We start from the raw sequence: 19122 nt of genomic DNA, 5'->3' as shown, positions 1-19122 counted from the left end.
TCTCGGTCTGCATGTCGGCCAGCTTCTTCTGGATCAGTTGAGTGGCAGCCAATGGGCGACCGAACTGATGACGATCCAGTGTGTACTGGCGAGCGGTGTGCCAGCAGAACTCGGCAGCGCCCAATGCGCCCCAGGAGATGCCATAACGCGCTGAGTTAAGGCAGGTGAATGGCCCCTTCAGGCCACGCACGTCGGGGAAGATGTTCTCCTCCGGCACGAAGACGTTGTCCATGACGATTTCACCGGTGATCGACGCTCGCAGGCCGACCTTGCCGTGAATCGCCGGAGCGCTCAGCCCCTTCCAGCCCTTCTCCAGAACGAAACCACGGATGTCGCCGGCATCGTCCTTGGCCCAGACCACGAACACATCGGCGATCGGGCTGTTGGTGATCCACATCTTGGCGCCGGTCAGGCTGTAGCCGCCGTCGACCTTGCGCGCACGAGTGATCATCGCGCCCGGATCGGAGCCGTGGTTCGGCTCGGTCAGACCGAAGCAGCCGATCCATTCGCCGGACGCCAGTTTCGGCAGGTATTTCTGCTTCTGCGCTTCAGTGCCGAATTCATTGATCGGCACCATCACCAGCGAGGACTGCACGCTCATCATCGAACGGTAGCCGGAGTCGACACGCTCCACTTCGCGGGCGATCAGGCCGTAGCTGACGTAGTTCAGGCCACTGCCACCGTATTGCTCAGGGATGGTCGCGCCCAACAGGCCGACTTCGCCCATTTCGCGGAAGATCGCCGGATCGGTTTTCTCATGACGGAAAGCTTCAAGGACACGTGGCGCCAGGCTCTGTTGAGCGAACTGGGTGGCGGTGTCGCGGATCATGCGCTCCTCTTCGGTGAGCTGTTGATCCAGCAGCAGGGGATCGATCCAGTTGAAGCTAGCTTTACCGCCCATGAGTGTGTCCTCGCAAATCGGTGAATTAACGTGGCATTGATCCTAGGCCCGGTTCGCCATCGCGGCAAACGAGGATTTCGCATCCTGTTGTGCTAATTTCTCACTCCGAAACGTCGCTGAATGCCTTTTATGCGGCGCATTAGTGAGGTTGACGTACATGCGCAGGAAGATCCCCAGCACTACCGCCCTGATCAGCTTCGAAGCCGCCGCTCGCCACGAGAGCTTTACCAAAGCTGCCGAAGAGCTTTCTCTCACCCAGGGCGCGATTTGCCGACAGATCGCCAGCCTTGAGGACTTCCTCAGTGTGGAACTGTTCCGACGCTCACGACGCGGGGTGAAGCTGACGGAAGCCGGTCTGTCCTACAGCCGTCGGGTCGCCATGCAACTGGATGCCGTCGAGCGCGACACGCTCTCGGTCATGGGCCAGCAGGGCACCAATGTGATTGAACTGGCGGTGGTGCCAACCTTCGGCACGCAATGGCTGCTGCCAAGGCTCAAGGATTTCCAGCTCAAGCACCCCGAGGTCACGGTCAACCTGACAAACCGCACCCGCCCGTTCCTGTTTGCCGACACCGATTTCGACGCGGCGATCTACTTCGGCGACGCTGATTGGTCGGGTACCGAATCCCACAGGTTGATGGGCGAAAATCCGATGCCGGTGTGCAGTCCCACCCTACTCGGGGGCAGCAAGCATCTGACACCCGACGAGATCGCCGAGTTGCCACTGCTGCAACAGACCACCCGCCCCTACGCTTGGCGCCAATGGTTCAACTCACAGCACCTGAACATCCCCCGCGACATGACAGGTCCACGCTACGAGCTATTCTCCATGCTGGCCCAGGCGGCCATGCACGACATGGGGATCGCTCTGATTCCGCCGTTCCTGATCCAGCGCGAACTGGCCGAGAAACGCCTGGTGATCGCCAACCCGAAAGCGCTCTCCAGCATCAAGGCGTATTACCTGATGATTCCGGAGCGTAAGGTCGAATCGGCATCACTCAAGGCATTTCGCGATTGGCTGGTCAATCAGGCAAACAGCTACAGCTTAGAAGAATAAAGGTTTACAGCGATTACTAACCCGGTAGTCAGGAAAATCAAAGCCCTACAGATATAAGTATTTGTCGCAAAATCGCAGACTGTATCCGAAAGTCGTACAGACGTCCCACAAGCGCCTGACTACGTGGCTTTGAGCCTCCATCAGCGACTCATTACGGCCTATTCACGTCACCGATGAGAAATTTTTTCAAATTCGGCCAGAATCCTTACAAGGCACAGCCTGCAAGGGATTCAGCCGGCCATCTGCGACATTCGGTCACGGGATGACTTGTAGTTAATTTTCCGTCACCCGTCATAATCCCTTGAAGGGCATAAAGTTCGCCTGCAAAATGCCGCGCCCCGCCCTGATTTGGCGGGATCGTGCTGATCGGCCGCCCCAGCCGCACCATCCGCAGTGCCTGGGTTTACTCAATAAGATCACGCAGGAGATTTGACGTGCACATTGGTGTTCCTCTCGAAACCCAGACCGGTGAAACACGGGTTGCTGCAACCCCGGAAACCATTAAAAAGCTGATCAGCCAAGGTCATAAGGTCACTGTGCAAACCGGCGCCGGCGTTAAAGCCAGTGTTGTCGACAGTGCCTATGAAGCGGCGGGCGCAACCATTGGCAGTGCCAACGATGCGTTCGGTGCCGAGCTGATTCTCAAAGTGGTCGCCCCCAGCGACGCCGAACTGGCGCTGATCAAGCGCGGCACGGTGCTGGTGGGGATGCTCAATCCGTTCAATAACGAAACCATCGCCAAAATGGCCGAATCCGGAATTACCGCGTTCGCCCTCGAAGCGGCGCCGCGCACCTCGCGCGCGCAGAGCCTCGACGTGCTGTCGTCGCAGGCGAACATCGCCGGCTATAAGGCTGTGTTGCTGGCCGCGCACTACTATCCGCGCTTCATGCCGATGCTGATGACCGCTGCAGGCACCGTGAAAGCGGCGCGCGTGCTGATTCTCGGCGCAGGCGTGGCCGGGTTGCAGGCAATTGCCACGGCGAAACGTCTGGGTGCGGTGATCGAAGCGTCCGACGTGCGTCCGGCGGTAAAAGAGCAGATCGAATCCCTAGGTGCGAAGTTCGTCGACGTGCCTTACGAGACCGATGAAGAGCGTGAATGCGCGGTCGGTGTCGGCGGTTACGCACGACCAATGCCAGCAAGCTGGATGCAGCGTCAGGCCCAGGCCGTGCACGAACGCGCCAAGCAGGCCGACATCGTCATCACCACCGCGCTGATCCCGGGCCGCAAGGCACCGACACTGCTGAGCGCAGAGACTGTGGCGCAGATGAAACCGGGCTCGGTGGTCATCGACCTCGCGGCGGCTCAGGGTGGTAATTGCCCACTGACCGTGGCTGATCAGGTCGTGGTCGAGAATGGCGTGACCATTTGCGGCCCGACCAATTTGGCCGGTGAGGTTGCTGCAGACGCCTCGGCACTGTATGCCCGCAACCTGCTGGACTTCCTCAAGCTGGTGTTCACCAAAGAAGGCCAGTTCGACGTCAACCTCGAAGACGACATCGTCGCCGCGTGCCTGATGTGCCGCGACGGCCAAGTCATCCGCAAAAACGCCTAAGCAGGGATTCAGACGATGGAAGAGCTTATCTCCCCCGGTATCTACAACCTGATCATCTTCGTGCTGGCGATTTATGTCGGTTACCACGTGGTCTGGAACGTTACACCTGCGCTGCACACGCCATTGATGGCGGTGACCAATGCCATCTCGGCAATCGTGATCGTCGGCGCCATGCTGGCTGCCGCCCTCACCGTCACACCGCTGGGCAAAACCATGGGCACCCTCGCCGTGGCATTGGCTGCGGTCAACGTGTTCGGTGGCTTTCTGGTCACCCGCCGCATGCTTGAGATGTTCAAGAAGAAAGCCCCGAAAGTAAAAGAAGAGGCGCCGAAGTAATGAGCATGAATCTCGTCACGACGCTCTACCTGATCGCGTCGATCTGCTTTATCCAGGCCCTCAAAGGCCTGTCGCACCCGACCACATCGCGGCGCGGCAACCTGTTCGGCATGCTCGGCATGGCGTTGGCGATCCTCACCACCGTCGGCCTCATCTATAAGTTGGGCGCTGAGCTCGCGACTGCCGGTATCGGTTACGTGATCGTCGGCCTGTTGGTTGGCGGTACGGCCGGTTCGATCATGGCCAAACGCGTTGAAATGACCAAGATGCCGGAACTGGTCGCCTTCATGCACAGCATGATCGGTCTGGCGGCAGTATTCATCGCGATCGCTGCGGTGGTTGAGCCGCAATCGCTGGGTATCGTTAAACAACTGGGCGACTCGATCCCGGCGGGAAACCGTCTGGAGCTGTTCCTCGGCGCCGCGATCGGTGCCATCACCTTCTCCGGTTCGGTGATTGCGTTTGGCAAGCTGTCCGGCAAGTACAAGTTCCGCCTGTTCCAGGGCGCACCGGTACAGTTTGCCGGTCAGCATAAGCTGAATGCAGTGCTGGGCTTGGCGACACTGGCTCTCGGCCTGACCTTCATGTTCACCGGCAACCTCACGGCGTTCGCGCTGATGCTGGCGCTGGCGTTCGTGATGGGCGTGCTGATCATCATCCCGATCGGCGGCGCCGACATGCCAGTCGTGGTGTCGATGCTCAACAGCTATTCGGGCTGGGCAGCAGCGGGTATCGGCTTCTCGCTGAACAACTCGATGCTGATCATCGCCGGTTCCCTGGTGGGTTCGAGCGGTGCGATCCTCTCGTACATCATGTGCAAGGCGATGAACCGTTCCTTCTTTAATGTACTGCTCGGCGGTTTCGGCAACACGGCAGATGCAGGTCCTGCCGGTGCGAAAGAAGCACGTCCGGTGAAATCCGGTTCGGCTGACGACGCAACCTTCCTGCTGACCAACGCCGATACCGTGATCATCGTGCCGGGCTACGGCTTGGCGGTTGCACGTGCACAGCACGCGCTGAAGGAATTGACCGAGAAGCTGACACACCGTGGCGTGACCGTGAAGTACGCGATTCACCCGGTGGCCGGTCGCATGCCAGGCCACATGAACGTTCTGCTCGCCGAGGCCGAAGTGCCTTACGACCAGGTGTTCGAGATGGAAGACATCAACTCCGAGTTCGGCCAGGCCGACGTGGTGCTGGTGCTCGGGGCGAACGATGTGGTCAACCCGGCCGCGAAGAACGATCCGAAGTCGCCGATCGCCGGCATGCCGATTCTCGAAGCGTTCAAGGCCAAGACCATCATCGTCAACAAGCGCTCGATGGCCAGCGGCTATGCCGGTCTGGACAACGAACTGTTCTACCTGGACAAGACCATGATGGTGTTCGGCGACGCGAAGAAAGTCATCGAAGACATGGTCAAAGCGGTCGAGTAATCCATCGCTGCCAGACCAAGCGCCCCGACTTGTCGGGGCGTTTTTGTTTGCGCAAAGCGTCGGACAATTTGCCACGTTGTTGCATATCCGGTAACGGTGTTTTACTTCAAACCCGCTAAATAGACGCCTCGTTTGCGACCTTGGTAGCGGGACAGGCGCCCGCGAAATTCACTAGACTGCGCATCCTGCTACTCGCTTCCCGAGAAAATAATCCATGTACCGTGACCGTATTCGCCTGCCTTCGTTGTTGGATAAAGTGATGAGCGCCGCCGACGCAGCCGCTCTGATTGAAGACGGCATGACCGTCGGCATGAGCGGTTTCACCCGCGCCGGCGAAGCCAAGGCCGTCCCTCACGCGCTGGCCGAGCGAGCCAAGGTCACGCCGCTGAAGATCAGCCTGATGACCGGCGCCAGCCTGGGCAACGACCTCGACAAGCAATTGACCGAGGCCGGCGTGCTGTCACGCCGCATGCCGTTCCAGGTCGACAGCACCTTGCGCAAGGCAATCAACGCCGGCGAAGTCATGTTCATCGACCAGCACCTGTCGGAAACCGTCGAACAGTTGCGCAACCAGCAGTTGAAGCTGCCGGACATCGCGGTAATCGAAGCCGTGGCCATCACCGAACAGGGCCACATCGTGCCGACCACTTCGGTGGGCAACTCGGCAAGCTTCGCGATTTTCGCCAAACAGGTCATCGTCGAGATCAATCTGGCACACAACGCCAACCTCGAAGGCCTGCATGACATCTATATCCCGACCTACCGCCCGACGCGCACGCCGATCCCGTTGGTAAAGGTCGACGACCGCATCGGCAGCACCGCGATTCCGATCCCGCCGGAGAAGATCGTCGCCATCGTCATCACGCAGCAAGCGGATTCGCCGTCCACGGTGTCAACCCCGGATGTCGACACCAACGCCATCGCCGAACACCTGATCACGTTCTTCAAGCAGGAAGTCGATGCCGGGCGCATGACCAACAAGCTCGGCCCGTTGCAGGCCGGGATCGGCAACATCGCCAACGCAGTGATGTGCGGTCTGATCGACTCGCCGTTCGAAGACTTGACCATGTACTCCGAAGTATTGCAGGACTCGACCTTCGACCTGATCGATGCGGGCAAGCTGAGCTTTGCCTCGGGCAGCTCGATCACCCTGTCGGAGCGGCGCAACAGCGACGTGTTCGGCAACCTGGAGAAGTACAAGGACAAACTGGTGCTGCGTCCGCAGGAGATCTCCAACCACCCGGAAGTGGTGCGTCGCCTGGGCATCATCGGCATCAATACGGCGCTGGAGTTCGACATCTACGGCAACGTCAACTCCACCCACGTCTGTGGCACGCGGATGATGAACGGCATTGGTGGCTCGGGGGACTTCGCGCGCAACGCACACCTGGCGGTGTTCGTCACCAAGTCGATCGCCAAGGGCGGGGCGATTTCCAGCGTGGTGCCGATGGTCAGCCACGTCGACCACACCGAGCATGACGTCGACATCCTGGTGACCGAAGTCGGTCTGGCCGACCTGCGCGGCCTGGCCCCACGCGAGCGCGCCCGGGTGATCATCGACAACTGTGTGCACCCCGATTATCGCCAGGCGCTGAATGACTACTTCACCGCCGCCTGCGCCATCGGTGGTCATACCCCGCACATCCTGCGCGAAGCCCTGAGCTGGCACATGAACCTGGAAGAAACCGGGCGCATGCTGGCGGTGTAATTCGCACAGTCAACCCGCTGATGCAAACACAGGTTGTGTCAGCGGATTTTACCACCCTCCGCACCTGACAAAAACTGTACTGCTGTACCGGTGTTTTCCTACAGCTTTTACCTGCTATTTCCTTCGAATTGAACAATAACGCACCACTTGAGTGCAGACAGGTACAGTTTGCTCAATTTTGACCCGTACACCCCCTATAAACAGTTAACTGGTCACTCACAATACAGTTGAACTGTATCTAGAGAGACTAGGCAAACGAGAGGATCATGGGCACCAGTCAAACCACTACCTGATCCCGCCACAAGCGGAAGGATGTCAACCATGGAACGTACACTCAGTTCCGAACTGTTCTTCGAAGACAAAGCTGCAAAAAACCAGGCTTCCCTGCCTCTGCGCGTTATCGCCAACCTGATGTTGTGGCAGCGCCGCATCTCCAGCCGCCACCAACTGGCTCGTCTGGATTCGCGTCTGCTGGCTGACGCCGGTATTAGCGAAGCACAACGCTACGAAGAGCTGAGCAAGCCGTTCTGGCGCTAAGTAGCGTCGCTGGCTCTGGTCGTTAGACCCACCGCCAGCAACCCGAATTGAACACACAAGACCCGTCGCGGGAAACCGCGACGGGTCTTGTCGTTTCAGGGTCTGAAAAATGCCCGTACAACCACCGACAAGAACAACAGGTACAGTTTTAAAAGAACAGAATCTTAACCAGTACAATTCCCTATCGGTGTATCTGCCTCCGAAAGTGCATCCGGCGCAGCATGTCCTTAACCCCTCCCGGCTTAAGGAATACGCCATGAAAGACTTACAGGATGTTTCAGCAATTTCGATCCAGCCGCTCGTTCGCCCGCACCGCCTGCGGCGCCTGTTGCGTGGCTTTTGGCAATCATTGGAGCGCGCCAGGACACGGCGTCTGCTGGCTCAGCTCGATCAACGCGACCTGGCGGATCTGGGCCTCAGCCATGCCGATCGGCTCAACGAGTTGGAGAAACCCTTCTGGCGCTAGCATTCTGCCCACTGTGCGAACAACGCGCGGCGGCCTAATATCCATGGCAGAACGTGGCGAATCTTCTGTAACTCGCGTCTGACTCATCAGACACAAGCCACCTCTCAATACGGTTTACTTTCAGGAGATACACCATGTCCCGTCTTCGCCTGCTCAGCGCTGCCGCCTTGCTGGCCGTGGCAGCCAACGCCAGCGCCACCAGCTTCATCGTGACCACTGACGCCGTAGTTGGCGCACTGAAGTCCTCTTCGGACGCCACTTCCGACGTCAGCTCTTCACTGCGTGACAACAAAGTCGTGATCGCCGCCCGTGACGACGCTGCCAGCTTCATTGCCAGCCAAGGCCAGATCCGTGGCGTGAAGCTGGAAAGTGCCCTGGACCTCATCCGTCATCAGGCACCGCAACTGAACGCCACCGACACACAACTGGCGCAAGCCATCCTGGCGATCTGATCCGACTTCGCTGGAAGGGACACGCCAGTCGTGTCCCGATGTTTCGCCACTGGCTCTGGCCCGGGCATTACGCTAGCCTTGAGACTCGCTAACCGTTATCGAGTCCCATGCGTTTTCTGACCAACCTGCTTATTCCTTCTGCCTTGATCAGCGCCTGCTGGGCGACGTCGGTCGATGCCTTTGATGTCTCCACGCAAAACACCGTGGTGACGGTATGGGCCACCGGAATGGTGTCTTCCGCACCATTCGACCGTAAACTGATCATCGCCGCTCACGATGACGCGGCGGCGTTTGTTGCCAGTGACGGTCAATTGCGCGGCGCGCAGCTCGAATCCGCACTGCATTACCTGCGCAAATCCCGACCAAAACTTCATGTCAGCGACCTTGAACTGGCACAGGCAATTCTCGTCCAATAGTTATCCCAGTCCTTCGTTATCATTGCCCCACCGGAGTCGTTCCATGCGTAGCCCGCTGATTGCTGCCGCCCTTGGCCTGTTTTTATTGGCCGACGTGGCCCAGGCGCACACCCTGGTAGCCACCAGTAACATCATCGTTCGTGCCTCCCAGCGCACCATCGATTTCACCTCCGATACCACCACGTCGATTCGCGATTCGAAAATCATCCGCGAAGCCCACGACGATGCGGCCAGCTTCGTTGCCACCAACGGCGATATCCGTGGTGCGCACCTGGAAGCCGCCCTCAACACCTTGCGCACGCGTGTACCCGAAGCCCGCGACGCCAGTGATCAGGTGCTCGCCGAAGCCATCCTCGCACTGTGAAGTCACTCGGTGCCTGGCTGCTGGCCGGGGCAATGTTGCTGCTCGGCAACAGCGCCCACGCCAGCCTGCAATTGCGGCTCAAGACCGACGGCCTGAGCCCCGCCCAGCAGCAGGCCAGTCAAGCGTTGCTCGATGAAGCGATGCAGAAGCTGCCGCCCAGCTTCGTCGAACAGCTGGACCGGCGCATCGATGTCGGCTGGACCGACGACATGCCCGGCAACGCCTACGGCCAGGCGACCCTGGTCGCCGAACTCGACCTGAACCGCAAACTGCTCGCCAGCCTCACCGACGGCAGCGCGGCCAAAGAGAAAACCAATCGCCCCCACGGCACGGTCCGCCAGGAACTGCTGGCAACGGTGCTGCACGAACTCACCCACATTTATGACCGCGCACGTCTGTGGCCCGGCGCCGAGCGCACGCTGATCCAGCGCTGCACCCGCCGCAGCAACAGCGCCGGCCTGGTCGGCATTCCCGATGAATGTCGCGGACAGACCGAACGGCGCTTCACCCTCAGCGATGACCCGCGCCTGCTCGACCTCGCCGGTTGGCAACAGTACGTCGGGCGCCGCGGCGAGCGTGAACAGCACAACCGTCAGGTGGCCCGCAGCCCGGACCTGTACGAAATCTCCAGCCCGAAAGAGTTTGTCGCGGTCAACATGGAGTATTTCCTCCTCGACCCGAGCTACGCCTGCCGCCGTCCGGCGCTCTATCGCTACTACAAGGAACGCTTCGACTGGGCTCCTCCGGTCAAGGACACCTGCAGTAACACCTTCGCCTTTCTCAATGCCGGCAACGACTTCGCCAAACAGCCACTGGGGCAGGTCGATCCGGAGCGGGTGTATGCCGTCGACTACTTGCTGGCCGAGGCCAACCAGAACTGGGTCAGCCGCTGGGGCCACAGCATGTTGCGCCTGGTGATCTGTGCGCCGGGGCGACCACGGGGTCCGGACTGCCGGCTCGACCTGGACCAGCATCTGGTGCTGTCCTACCGCGCCTTTGTCGGCGATGTACAGTTGTCGAGCTGGGACGGTCTGGTCGGCAAGTACCCGTCGCGGCTGTTCGTGCTGCCGCTGGCCCAGGTGATCGACGAGTACACCAAGACCGAACTGCGCAGCCTCGCTTCGGTGCCACTGAACCTGTCGCGCACCGAGATTGAGGAAGTCGTCGAACACGCCGCCGAGATGCACTGGAGCTACGACGGCAACTACTTCTTCCTGTCCAACAACTGCGCCGTGGAAAGCCTCAAGCTGTTGCGCAGCGGCAGCAACAACAAGCAACTGGTCGGCCTCGACAGCATCATGCCTAACGGCTTGCTGGAGGTGATGAAAGGCCGTGGGTTGGCCGACACCAGCGTACTGGACAATCCCAAGGAAGCGCTGCGCCTGGGCTATCGCTTCGACTCGTTCCGCGATCGCTATCAGGCGATGTTCGATGTGTTGAAAAAGCAGTTGCCGATCAAACAGACCACGGTCGAGGACTGGCTGTCGTTGTCTGCCGAAGAGCGCCGCCAGTGGTTCGAGCGCGCAGACCTGCGCACCAGTGCCGCATTGCTGCTGCTGGAACAGGCGAGCTATCGCCGCCAGTTGCTGTTGGCCCAGGATGAGGTCAAGCAACGCTACCTCGGCGCACGGGAGCTGGAGAACGGTGGCATGGACAAGGCCAACGCGACCCTGCAGGAAATTCTCGCCAACAGCGGCTTCCTCAGCCGTCCGGCAGAACTGCTCGACAGCCGCGGCTACGGTCTGCCGCAACCGAGCGAGTTCAAGCGCCTGCAAGATGAAAGCAGCCAACGCCAGAAACAACTGCTGGCGCTGAGCGGCGATCTGGACAAAGAGGTGCGCAAGTTGCTGGAACCCAAGCGAGCCGCCGAGATTGCCGCCAGCGAAGCCAACGTGAAGCAGATCGGCGAACATCTGCGCAAACTGCACAAGGCATCCGGCGGACTTGAGCTGCCCTGAAAAAAAGATCGCAGCTCTAAGGCTGCGATCTTTTTTATTACCTGCAGATCAGTTCAGAACGCCATCCAGAATTTCGTAAACGATCCCGGTGCCCACCGCGATCAGCACGATATCGCCCCCGGTGCGCCGCCATTCATAACCGGGATACACCGGCAAACGGCTCAGCGCCCGACCGTCCAGCCGCTCGCCGTAATAACCGTGCGGCAACGGCCGGCCGCGCTCCAGACGGATACCCGGTGGTGGCGGTGCACCGCGCACGAAGTAGCCGTGGTTGTCGCGAATGGTCTGGCGCACCGGGCCGAAGTCGTGCGGTGGCGGGCCGCCACGGTGATCGTTTGGCGGGCCGCGATGATCGTCGCGATGGTCATTGCCATGGTTGTCGTACTGGCCCTGCTGCGGGCCACCGTGGTCATGATCATCGCGCTGATCGGCGCTGGCCAGCAGCGGTGTCGCACTGATCATCAGTACGCCCAATCCGGCCATCAGACGTTTCGGCATTTTCATCGGGTCTTTCCTCACTGCACCAACAGCAAAAAGGGATTCAGAACGTGGTTCTGAATCCCTCGGTCTTGCTCAATTAGGCTGCGTTGTGAGGCGCTAATTCCTCTGTATCAGGAACTTTACCTTCAACTGACGCGGGCCTGACGCACGCCTTCGGACAGTGCCGAGCAAAGGCTCAGCACGCCGTCGATGGCCTGCTCCGGCGTGGTCGCATTGGCGATGTGGTCGATCAGGGCCGAGCCCACCACCACACCGTCTGCCAGGCGTGCGATGGAGGCGGCTTGCTCCGGGGTGCGGATGCCGAAACCGATGCTGATCGGCAGGTCGGTATGCCGGCGCAGGCGCGTTACCGCCTCTTCGACGTGCTCCAGTGTTGCCGCGCCAGCACCGGTCACACCGGCCACCGACACGTAGTACACGAAACCCGAGCTGCCATTGAGCACTTTCGGCAGACGCGCATCGTCAGTGGTCGGGGTGGTCAGTCGGATGAAGTCCAGGCCGGCAGCCTGTGCCGGATCGCACAGTTCGGCATTGTGCTCCGGTGGCATGTCGACCACGATCAGGCCATCGACACCTGCTTCCTTGGCATCGGCAATGAAGCGCGGCACGCCATACATGTGGATCGGGTTGAAGTAGCCCATCAGCACCAGCGGCGTATCGCTGTTGCCTTCACGGAACTCGCGGACCATCTGCAGGGTTTTCGCCAGATTCTGTTTGGCGCCCAGCGCACGGATGTTCGCCAGTTGAATCGCCGGGCCGTCGGCCATCGGGTCGGTGAACGGCATGCCCAATTCGATCACATCGGCGCCAGCGCCCGGCAAACCTTTGAGGATCGCCAGCGAAGTGGCGTAATCCGGGTCCCCGGCGGTGACAAAGGTCACCAGCGCGGCGCGGTTCTGTTCTTTGAGTTTGGCAAAGCGGGTTTGCAGGCGGCTCATCAGTGTTTCTCCTGCTTGGACTGTTCCATATGGTGCATGACGGTCTGCATGTCTTTGTCGCCACGGCCCGACAGGTTGACCACCATCAGGTGCTCCTTCGGCAGGTTCGGCGCGCGTTTGAATACTTCAGCCAACGCATGAGCGCTTTCCAGTGCCGGGATGATCCCTTCCAGACGGCAGCATTTGTGAAACGCTTCAAGGGCTTCGTCGTCGGTCACCGAGGTGTACTGAACACGACCGATGTCATGCAACCACGCGTGCTCAGGGCCAATGCCCGGGTAATCGAGGCCGGCGGAAATCGAGTGGGCGTCGATGATCTGACCGTCGTCGTCTTGTAGCAGGAAGGTACGGTTGCCGTGCAGCACACCCGGTACGCCGCCGTTCAGGCTCGCAGCATGCTTGCCGGTTTCGATACCATAACCGGCCGCTTCGACCCCGATGATTTCGACGCTCTTGTCGTCGAGGAACGGGTGGAACAGGCCCATGGCGTTGGAACCGCCACCGATGCACGCCACCAAACTGTCCGGCAGACGACCTTCCTGAGCCTGCAACTGCTCGCGGGTTTCCTTGCCGATCACCGCCTGGAAGTCGCGCACCATCGCTGGGTACGGGTGCGGGCCAGCCACGGTGCCAATCAGGTAGAAGGTGCTGTCGACGTTGGTCACCCAGTCACGCAAGGCTTCGTTCATCGCGTCTTTGAGGGTGCCGGTGCCGGCCACCACCGGGATCACTTCGGCGCCCAGCAGCTTCATGCGGAACACGTTGGCCTGCTGACGCTCGATGTCAGTGGTGCCCATGTAGATCACGCAATCCAGACCGAAACGCGCGGCAACGGTGGCGGTGGCCACACCGTGCATGCCGGCGCCGGTCTCGGCGATGATGCGTTTCTTGCCCATGCGTCGCGCCAGCAGGATCTGGCCGATGCAGTTGTTGATCTTGTGCGCGCCGGTGTGGTTCAGCTCTTCGCGCTTGAGGTAGATCTTGGCGCCGCCGCAGAACTCGGTCAGACGCTCGGCGAAGTACAGCGGGCTCGGACGACCGACATAGTCACGCTGGAAGTAGGCCAGCTCTTCCTTGAACGCCGGATCTTCCTTGGCCGCTTCGTATTCACGGGCCAGATCGAGGATCAACGGCATCAGGGTTTCCGCCACGTAGCGGCCGCCGAACGCGCCGAACAGGCCGTTATCGTCAGGGCCGCTGCGCAGGTTGGAGGTGTTCGAAGTCTGGGTCATGATGTGCTCCAGGTGAATTCGGGTGAGAAGAGAATGGCGTCCACTCTACCCCTGACCTTCCAGGCTGAAAACCGATAAGATCGCTACAACCTGTCAGGAAATCTCACAGATACCATGAGCCATGACCTTCCTCCGCTGAACGCCTTGCGTGCCTTTGAAGCCACGGCCCGGCTGAACAGCGTCAGTCAGGCAGCCGAACAGCTGCACGTCACCCACGGCGCGGTCAGCCGCCAGCTCAAAGTGCTCGAAGAGCATCTGGGGGTGAGCCTGTTCGTCAAGGATGGGCGCGGCCTGAAACTCACAGATGCCGGGATTCGTCTGCGAGACGCCAGCGGCGAGGCATTCGATCGGTTGCGCAGTGTGTGCGCCGAGCTGACGCAAAACACCGCCGACGCACCGTTCGTGCTCGGCTGCTCTGGCAGTCTGCTGGCGCGCTGGTTCATCCCACGCTTGGGCCGGCTCAATGCCGATCTGCCGGACTTGCGCCTGCACCTGTCCGCCGGTGAAGGTGATCTCGACCCACGGCGCCCCGGACTCGACGCCTTGCTGTTGTTCGCCGAACCACCATGGCCGGCAGACATGCAGGTGTACGAGCTGACGGCAGAACGCATCGGACCGGTGATGAGCCCGCTGTTCCGTGGTTATCAGCGCCTGCAAACCGCACCGGCATCAGCCTTGCTCAGCGAACCCCTGCTGCACACCACCTCTCGCCCTCAAGCCTGGCCGAGCTGGGCACAACAAAACCGCCTCGACGCCAAGGCGTTGAAGTTGGGACAGGGTTTCGAGCATTTGTATTATTTGCTGGAGGCAGCGGTCGCGGGTCTAGGCGTGGCGATCGCACCAGAGCCGCTGGTGGCCGAAGATTTGAAGGCTGGTCGACTGGTTGCGCCGTGGGGTTTCTGCCAAACCCCGGCGCAACTGGCGTTGTGGCTACCCAAGCGCGCCGCAGACGGGCGCGCCCGGCAACTGGCGCAGTGGCTCAAGAACGAACTGCGCCAGACGGATCACTCGCCGCGCTTGAACAGCAAGTAGGCGGCCAGCAGCCCCAGTGCACCCACCGCCACACCGGCGGTGGTCCAAGGGTGTTCCTGAGCGTAATCACGGGTGGCGATCCCGGTCTCGCGGGTTTTCACTTTGACTTCTTCGTAGGCATCGCTGAGCAGGTGACGCGAATGTTTCAGCGCGCTTTCGGCATTGCTTTTCAGCGCCTTGAGGGTCTTGCGCGACTCGTCCGAGGCATCGTCCTTCAGGCTTTCCAACGATTTGAGCAGACTCTCGATCTCGGCTTCCATGCTTTGCAACGAGGCTTTACGTAAAGAGGTGTTGGCCATGGTGGCTCTCCTGCATTGGTGATGAGTGGCGTGTGTTGGTTGGGACTTCAGCGGTTTGAGAAAGTGCAGAAAATCTGAACTTCGCTTGCTCCGGGCCGCCGAAATCAACAGTGCAAATCACTGCTAGTCTCAATCCAACACGCCAAGGAGATCGCCATGAGTGACCATCACACCTACAAGAAAGTCGAACTGGTCGGCTCGTCCACCAGCAGCATCGAGGACGCCATCAACAATGCGCTGGCTGAAGCGAACAAGAGCATCAAGCACCTGGAATGGTTTGAAGTGGTCGACACCCGTGGCCACATCAAGGACGGCAAGGCTGCGCACTTCCAGGTAACGCTCAAAGTCGGCTTCCGGATTGCCAGCAGCTGAGTTTGGGCTACGCTTCTGAACTTGCGCGCTGGCCGAGTGCCATAGGAATGGCAAAGCGCTACAAGGTGAGCGCATCGGGATACCCGATGCCCGCCTCTTTTAATCCGACCAGGGAGTGCGACCGATGAAGAAGTTCATATTGGCAGTAGGTTTGTTGAGCCTTGCGGGTGGCGCGTTTGCTGCTGGCAAGCCTTGTGAAGAGTTGAAAAGCGAAATTGCCGCGAAGCTGGATGCCAAGGGCGTTTCCGGGTATTCGCTGGAGATTGCCGACAAGGGTGCGGCCGCTGGCGGCAAGGTTGTCGGCAAATGTGAGGGCGGCGCCAAGGAAATCGTCTACAAGCGCGGTTGATCGCGACTGAAATGCAAAAGCCGACGCGAAGGCGTCGGCTTTTTTGTGGGCGACACGTTCCCCCTGTAGGAGTGAGCCTGCTCGCGATGGCGGTGTAACAGTCAACAACTCAGTGACTGTGGAAACGCTATCGCGAGCAGGCTCACTCCTACAGGGGTTGGTGTTATCCCTTCATGACCTGCGCCAGCAACTCATAGGAATGCAGGCGATCGGCATGCTCATACAGATCACAGGTGAAGATCAGCTCATCGGCCTGCGTCTGTTCAACCAGCACCTCCAGCTTCGCGCGGATCTTCTGCGGGCTGCCGACCATTGCCAGGCCGAGGAAGTCCCCCACTGCCTCACGCTCATGGGGTAACCACAGGCCATCCATGCTTTTCACCGGTGGACGCTGCACCAGACTCTGCCCGCGCATCAACGCGAGAATGCGCTGGTACACCGAAGTCGCCAGGTAATCCGCCTGCTCATCGGTATCCGCTGCAACCAACGGTACGCCGAGCATCACGTACGGCTTGTCGAGCACCGCCGATGGCTTGAAGTGATTGCGATAGACGCGGATCGCCTCGTGCATAAAGCGCGGGGCGAAGTGCGAGGCGAAGGCGTAGGGCAAACCGCGCTCACCGGCCAGTTGCGCACTGAACAGACTGGAGCCGAGCAACCAGATCGGCACATTGGTGCCGGTTCCGGGCATGGCGATCACCCGTTGATCCGGGGTACGCGGGCCGAGGAAGCGCACCAGTTCGGCGACGTCTTCCGGAAAGTCATCGGCACTGCCAGAGCGCTCGCGGCGCAGGGCACGGGCGGTCATCTGGTCGGAACCCGGTGCCCGGCCCAGCCCGAGGTCGATGCGCCCCGGATACAGGCTTTCGAGAGTGCCGAACTGTTCGGCGATCACCAGCGGTGAGTGGTTAGGCAACATCACCCCGCCGGAGCCGACGCGAATCGTCGAGGTACCACCGGCCAGATACCCCAGCAATACCGAAGTGGCGGAACTGGCGATGCCGTCCATGTTGTGGTGCTCGGCGACCCAGAAGCGGGTATAGCCGAATTTCTCGACATGCTGCGCCAGGTCCAGCGAGTTGCGCAGCGATTGCGCCGGGCTGCCGTTCTCGCGCACCGGCACCAGATCGAGGGTGGAAAACTTTACGTCGGACAGTTGCTTCATAAACCTGCGTCTCCGAGTGGTCTGCAGGTTTTTTCTTGCGAACGAAAACCTGCCGAATTCATAAGCGTGTTCTGTGCAATAAGGGCATATACCCGAGTTTCAATAGCTGAGGGAAAAATCCTACTAAAAAAGTCAACGATTCACCTGAGCTGAACTTTGTTCCGGCGTCTATCCTCAGAAGCCTTGCAAGCAAACACCACGACGGCGCGGCGTTCCGCGCCAGATCTTGAGGAGGCAGACATGGCTATCGTGAAGAAAGCATCCGCGCATTGGGCTGGCGATCTGAAAACCGGCATCGGCTCGATCTCTACCGAAACCGGCGTCCTCAGAGAAGCGCCTTACGGCTTCAAGGCCCGCTTCGAAGGTGGCAAGGGCACCAACCCGGAAGAACTGATCGGCGCCGCCCATGCCGGCTGTTTTTCCATGGCGTTTTCGATGATTCTCGGCGATGCGGGCCTGAGGGCTGACAGCATCGACACGCAGGCGGAGGTCACGCTGGACCAGGTGGACGGCGGCTTTGCCATCACTGCGGTGAAGCTGATTCTCAAGGCGAAGATCCCGGGAGCGACGCAGGCGCAGTTTGAAGAACTGAGTAACAAGGCCAAGGAAGGGTGCCCGGTGTCCAAGCTGTTGAATGCGAAGATTACGCTTGAGGCTTCGCTGGTCAGCTAAGTCGGCGCTGACTGACCCAATCGCGAGCAGGCTCGCTCCCTCAGGGTGTGTGTTGTGAACACGTCCAATGTGGGAGCGAGCCTGCTCGCGAAAGCGATCCAAAAAGCACCGCAGTGCCTGAAGATGTGAGCGAAGTCAGAACCCGCTCTGCAAAAATATGGTCGAATAAGTGACAGCAGCTTCAGCGCACACCCGTGCGCGCTGCACCAGGGAGCTTTAACTATGAAACGTATTGGCTTGGCGATTTTCTGCAGTGCACTGGCCACAACGGTTCTTGCCGCACCGAAAGACTGTGAAGAATTGAAGAACGAGATCGAGGTCAAGATCCAGGCCAACGCCGTGCCCTCCTACACGCTGGAAATCGTCAGCAAGGAAGAGGCCGATAAACACGACGTGGCGATGGTCGTCGGCACTTGCGACAACGGCACCAAAGCGATCATCTATCAGAAAAACAGCAACTGATTCACCTCAGGTAAGGCAGTCGATGTCCCGGTCCTCGGCAACGATCTCGTGCCTGGCGTTGTACAAACGCGCGCTCGGCGTGAACCCCAGCGAACGCCCTTCCAGCAGGTAACGCTGGCCGGCTTCGAAATGGTCGTAGCGGATGTACAGGTAACACAGCCGCTCGACCGGGCCGGTCATCAGACTGCCACCGCCGCCAAACACCTCGAAGTCGAAACGCACCCGCAGCTCATGGCTGCCAGGCGTCACCTGAAAGAAACGCCCGTCGGTCAACCGTTTATTGTCGAGGCGCTCGGCCATGAGCAGTTTGCCGCCCGGGGTCGGGGTCGAAAAGTCGACCCAGGCCATTTGTGGATCGACCGGTGGCAACGGGGTCTGGCAGCCGGTGATAGCGCCGACTGCGAGCAACAGCATCAACTTGCGCATGATGGATGTCCAAGGGTTCAGACCTGAAGCATAGCGCCGATCAAGTGCGCTGACAGCCTGCCGGTGTGCCCTGGCCAACCACTTTGCGTTGCTCGTCGTAGAGCTTCGCCCATGGACGGAAACCGATACTGCCGGCCTGCAGCTGATAACGCTGACCGGCGTTGAAGTCCTTGAATTTCACGTTCAACTGGCAGTCGCGCCACAGCGGCTCGGCATCCGGGCCGATGTTGGTGGCTTCGACCGCAAACTGATAACGCACCTTCAGTTCATGGCTGCCGGGCTGCACCTCGAAATAACGTTTGTCGGCCGTGGTTCGGCTATCGACCTGCAGCGCTTGCAGCGCGGTGTCCTGTTGCCGGGCATCGAGGTCGATCCAGGCTTGCGAGGGGTCAGGGTCGGGCATTCCGAATCCGGCACAACCGGCCAGCGTCAGCAGGCCTCCAGTCAGCAACAACATGCGCATAGCGAAGCTCCAAATGGCGGGATAGTC

Annotated in this window: 24 protein-coding genes (1 of these 24 running past the window's edge); 16 read left to right on the top strand and 8 right to left on the bottom strand. The window is 60.1% G+C overall.

The genetic code is table 11. The features are described from left to right. Positions 1-901 carry the 5' portion of an acyl-CoA dehydrogenase gene (locus QMK55_RS14115; protein WP_102355422.1) on the bottom strand. It extends 281 nt beyond the left edge of the window, so only the first 901 of its 1182 coding nucleotides appear in the window; it begins with the start codon at positions 899-901; its stop codon lies off the left edge, out of view. Between the two features lie 157 nt (positions 902-1058). On the opposite strand from QMK55_RS14115, the gene QMK55_RS14110 reads away from it, so the two are divergent. From QMK55_RS14110 to QMK55_RS14060, 11 genes are all read left to right on the top strand, one after another. Next, positions 1059-1958: a LysR family transcriptional regulator gene (locus QMK55_RS14110; RefSeq protein ID WP_320329394.1), complete on the top strand. Its 900-nt coding sequence runs from the start codon at positions 1059-1061 to the stop codon at positions 1956-1958. 434 nt (positions 1959-2392) lie between these two features. Further along, the gene (locus QMK55_RS14105) at positions 2393-3514 is read left to right on the top strand and encodes a Re/Si-specific NAD(P)(+) transhydrogenase subunit alpha (protein ID WP_320329393.1); all 1122 of its coding nucleotides are present in this window, start codon (positions 2393-2395) and stop codon (positions 3512-3514) included. 15 nt (positions 3515-3529) lie between these two features. Continuing rightward, a complete protein-coding gene (locus QMK55_RS14100) occupies positions 3530-3850 on the top strand; it encodes an NAD(P) transhydrogenase subunit alpha (RefSeq protein ID WP_003187417.1) in 321 nt (106 codons plus the stop codon). After that, positions 3850-5283, top strand: coding sequence for an NAD(P)(+) transhydrogenase (Re/Si-specific) subunit beta (locus tag QMK55_RS14095; RefSeq protein WP_007911651.1), 1434 nt, complete (start codon positions 3850-3852; stop codon positions 5281-5283). Before QMK55_RS14100 ends, QMK55_RS14095 begins: the two co-directional genes overlap by 1 nt. Positions 5284-5497: 214 nt before the next feature. Then, positions 5498-6991 (top strand): acetyl-CoA hydrolase/transferase family protein, encoded by a 1494-nt coding sequence (locus QMK55_RS14090; protein ID WP_320329392.1) that lies wholly within the window; start codon positions 5498-5500, stop codon positions 6989-6991. A 321-nt stretch (positions 6992-7312) separates the two neighbouring features. Beyond that, positions 7313-7528, top strand: coding sequence for a DUF1127 domain-containing protein (locus QMK55_RS14085; RefSeq protein WP_007962833.1), 216 nt, complete (start codon positions 7313-7315; stop codon positions 7526-7528). 256 nt (positions 7529-7784) lie between these two features. After that, positions 7785-7994 (top strand): DUF1127 domain-containing protein, encoded by a 210-nt coding sequence (locus tag QMK55_RS14080; protein WP_102355427.1) that lies wholly within the window; start codon positions 7785-7787, stop codon positions 7992-7994. A gap of 134 nt (positions 7995-8128) precedes the next feature. Continuing rightward, positions 8129-8446, top strand: coding sequence for a DUF2388 domain-containing protein (locus QMK55_RS14075; RefSeq protein WP_102355428.1), 318 nt, complete (start codon positions 8129-8131; stop codon positions 8444-8446). Between the two features lie 107 nt (positions 8447-8553). Beyond that, the gene (locus QMK55_RS14070) at positions 8554-8862 is read left to right on the top strand and encodes a DUF2388 domain-containing protein (protein ID WP_102355429.1); all 309 of its coding nucleotides are present in this window, start codon (positions 8554-8556) and stop codon (positions 8860-8862) included. Positions 8863-8905: 43 nt separating this feature from the next. After that, positions 8906-9226: a DUF2388 domain-containing protein gene (locus QMK55_RS14065; protein ID WP_007911662.1), complete on the top strand. Its 321-nt coding sequence runs from the start codon at positions 8906-8908 to the stop codon at positions 9224-9226. Beyond that, a complete protein-coding gene (locus QMK55_RS14060; protein WP_102355430.1) occupies positions 9223-11184 on the top strand; it encodes a DUF4105 domain-containing protein in 1962 nt (653 codons plus the stop codon). Before QMK55_RS14065 ends, QMK55_RS14060 begins: the two co-directional genes overlap by 4 nt. A 48-nt stretch (positions 11185-11232) precedes the next feature. On the opposite strand, the gene QMK55_RS14055 is transcribed toward QMK55_RS14060, so the two are convergent. The 3 genes from QMK55_RS14055 to trpB form a co-directional block, all read right to left on the bottom strand. Beyond that, complete coding sequence (locus QMK55_RS14055) at positions 11233-11688, bottom strand: anti-virulence regulator CigR family protein (protein WP_320329391.1); 456 nt, start codon at positions 11686-11688, stop codon at positions 11233-11235. 122 nt (positions 11689-11810) lie between these two features. Then, positions 11811-12623, bottom strand: coding sequence for a tryptophan synthase subunit alpha (gene trpA / locus QMK55_RS14050; RefSeq protein WP_320329390.1), 813 nt, complete (start codon positions 12621-12623; stop codon positions 11811-11813). Beyond that, positions 12623-13855 carry a tryptophan synthase subunit beta gene (trpB, locus tag QMK55_RS14045; RefSeq protein ID WP_102355433.1) on the bottom strand — a complete coding sequence of 411 codons (1233 nt, stop codon included), beginning with the start codon at positions 13853-13855 and terminating at the stop codon, positions 12623-12625. The genes trpA and trpB overlap by 1 nt, the downstream gene beginning before the upstream one ends. A 114-nt stretch (positions 13856-13969) precedes the next feature. Here trpB and QMK55_RS14040 point away from each other — a divergent pair, with 114 nt between their 5' ends. Then, the gene (locus tag QMK55_RS14040) at positions 13970-14887 is read left to right on the top strand and encodes a LysR family transcriptional regulator (protein ID WP_320329389.1); all 918 of its coding nucleotides are present in this window, start codon (positions 13970-13972) and stop codon (positions 14885-14887) included. Here QMK55_RS14040 and QMK55_RS14035 read toward each other — a convergent pair. Further along, the gene (locus tag QMK55_RS14035) at positions 14860-15186 is read right to left on the bottom strand and encodes a DUF883 family protein (protein ID WP_095190284.1); all 327 of its coding nucleotides are present in this window, start codon (positions 15184-15186) and stop codon (positions 14860-14862) included. The two genes, QMK55_RS14040 and QMK55_RS14035, sit on opposite strands and share 28 nt — an antisense overlap. Positions 15187-15342: 156 nt before the next feature. On the opposite strand from QMK55_RS14035, the gene QMK55_RS14030 reads away from it, so the two are divergent. Both QMK55_RS14030 and QMK55_RS14025 read left to right on the top strand, forming a co-directional pair. Beyond that, positions 15343-15558, top strand: coding sequence for a dodecin (locus QMK55_RS14030; RefSeq protein ID WP_003220389.1), 216 nt, complete (start codon positions 15343-15345; stop codon positions 15556-15558). Between the two features lie 124 nt (positions 15559-15682). After that, complete coding sequence (locus QMK55_RS14025; protein WP_025112344.1) at positions 15683-15907, top strand: DUF1161 domain-containing protein; 225 nt, start codon at positions 15683-15685, stop codon at positions 15905-15907. Between the two features lie 163 nt (positions 15908-16070). On the opposite strand, the gene QMK55_RS14020 is transcribed toward QMK55_RS14025, so the two are convergent. After that, positions 16071-17072 (bottom strand): LLM class flavin-dependent oxidoreductase, encoded by a 1002-nt coding sequence (locus QMK55_RS14020; protein WP_320329388.1) that lies wholly within the window; start codon positions 17070-17072, stop codon positions 16071-16073. A 240-nt stretch (positions 17073-17312) separates the two neighbouring features. On the opposite strand from QMK55_RS14020, the gene QMK55_RS14015 reads away from it, so the two are divergent. Together QMK55_RS14015 and QMK55_RS14010 are read left to right on the top strand one after the other, a co-directional pair. After that, the gene (locus tag QMK55_RS14015; protein WP_102355435.1) at positions 17313-17744 is read left to right on the top strand and encodes an OsmC family protein; all 432 of its coding nucleotides are present in this window, start codon (positions 17313-17315) and stop codon (positions 17742-17744) included. 222 nt (positions 17745-17966) lie between these two features. Then, positions 17967-18206, top strand: a complete 240-nt coding sequence (locus tag QMK55_RS14010; RefSeq protein ID WP_102355436.1) for a DUF1161 domain-containing protein — start codon at positions 17967-17969, stop codon at positions 18204-18206. Positions 18207-18212: 6 nt separating this feature from the next. Here QMK55_RS14010 and QMK55_RS14005 read toward each other — a convergent pair whose 3' ends face one another. Then, positions 18213-18632, bottom strand: coding sequence for a hypothetical protein (locus QMK55_RS14005; RefSeq protein ID WP_102355437.1), 420 nt, complete (start codon positions 18630-18632; stop codon positions 18213-18215). Between the two features lie 40 nt (positions 18633-18672). Continuing rightward, complete coding sequence (locus QMK55_RS14000) at positions 18673-19095, bottom strand: hypothetical protein (protein WP_102355438.1); 423 nt, start codon at positions 19093-19095, stop codon at positions 18673-18675. Positions 19096-19122: the final 27 nt, after the last annotated feature.

Source organism: Pseudomonas sp. P8_229 (genome assembly GCF_034008635.1).
Classification (GTDB): Bacteria; Pseudomonadota; Gammaproteobacteria; order Pseudomonadales; family Pseudomonadaceae; genus Aquipseudomonas.
This window is presented reverse-complemented; position numbering and strand designations above follow the sequence as displayed.

Excerpts from the sequence above, each read along its gene's own strand:
- QMK55_RS14005 (WP_102355437.1), bottom strand. The coding sequence starts at position 18,632 with ATGCGCAAGTTGATGCTGTTGCTCGCAGTCGGCGCTATCACCGGCTGC.
- QMK55_RS14075 (WP_102355428.1), top strand. The coding sequence starts at position 8,129 with ATGTCCCGTCTTCGCCTGCTCAGCGCTGCCGCCTTGCTGGCCGTGGCA.
- trpA (WP_320329390.1), bottom strand. The coding sequence starts at position 12,623 with ATGAGCCGCCTGCAAACCCGCTTTGCCAAACTCAAAGAACAGAACCGC.
- QMK55_RS14010 (WP_102355436.1), top strand. The coding sequence starts at position 17,967 with ATGAAACGTATTGGCTTGGCGATTTTCTGCAGTGCACTGGCCACAACG.
- QMK55_RS14065 (WP_007911662.1), top strand. The coding sequence starts at position 8,906 with ATGCGTAGCCCGCTGATTGCTGCCGCCCTTGGCCTGTTTTTATTGGCC.
- QMK55_RS14110 (WP_320329394.1), top strand. The coding sequence starts at position 1,059 with ATGCGCAGGAAGATCCCCAGCACTACCGCCCTGATCAGCTTCGAAGCC.
- QMK55_RS14100 (WP_003187417.1), top strand. The coding sequence starts at position 3,530 with ATGGAAGAGCTTATCTCCCCCGGTATCTACAACCTGATCATCTTCGTG.
- QMK55_RS14080 (WP_102355427.1), top strand. The coding sequence starts at position 7,785 with ATGAAAGACTTACAGGATGTTTCAGCAATTTCGATCCAGCCGCTCGTT.
- QMK55_RS14030 (WP_003220389.1), top strand. The coding sequence starts at position 15,343 with ATGAGTGACCATCACACCTACAAGAAAGTCGAACTGGTCGGCTCGTCC.
- QMK55_RS14020 (WP_320329388.1), bottom strand. The coding sequence starts at position 17,072 with ATGAAGCAACTGTCCGACGTAAAGTTTTCCACCCTCGATCTGGTGCCG.
- QMK55_RS14000 (WP_102355438.1), bottom strand. The coding sequence starts at position 19,095 with ATGCGCATGTTGTTGCTGACTGGAGGCCTGCTGACGCTGGCCGGTTGT.
- QMK55_RS14040 (WP_320329389.1), top strand. The coding sequence starts at position 13,970 with ATGAGCCATGACCTTCCTCCGCTGAACGCCTTGCGTGCCTTTGAAGCC.
- QMK55_RS14055 (WP_320329391.1), bottom strand. The coding sequence starts at position 11,688 with ATGAAAATGCCGAAACGTCTGATGGCCGGATTGGGCGTACTGATGATC.
- QMK55_RS14035 (WP_095190284.1), bottom strand. The coding sequence starts at position 15,186 with ATGGCCAACACCTCTTTACGTAAAGCCTCGTTGCAAAGCATGGAAGCC.
- QMK55_RS14085 (WP_007962833.1), top strand. The coding sequence starts at position 7,313 with ATGGAACGTACACTCAGTTCCGAACTGTTCTTCGAAGACAAAGCTGCA.
- trpB (WP_102355433.1), bottom strand. The coding sequence starts at position 13,855 with ATGACCCAGACTTCGAACACCTCCAACCTGCGCAGCGGCCCTGACGAT.
- QMK55_RS14025 (WP_025112344.1), top strand. The coding sequence starts at position 15,683 with ATGAAGAAGTTCATATTGGCAGTAGGTTTGTTGAGCCTTGCGGGTGGC.
- QMK55_RS14095 (WP_007911651.1), top strand. The coding sequence starts at position 3,850 with ATGAGCATGAATCTCGTCACGACGCTCTACCTGATCGCGTCGATCTGC.
- QMK55_RS14015 (WP_102355435.1), top strand. The coding sequence starts at position 17,313 with ATGGCTATCGTGAAGAAAGCATCCGCGCATTGGGCTGGCGATCTGAAA.
- QMK55_RS14090 (WP_320329392.1), top strand. The coding sequence starts at position 5,498 with ATGTACCGTGACCGTATTCGCCTGCCTTCGTTGTTGGATAAAGTGATG.
- QMK55_RS14070 (WP_102355429.1), top strand. The coding sequence starts at position 8,554 with ATGCGTTTTCTGACCAACCTGCTTATTCCTTCTGCCTTGATCAGCGCC.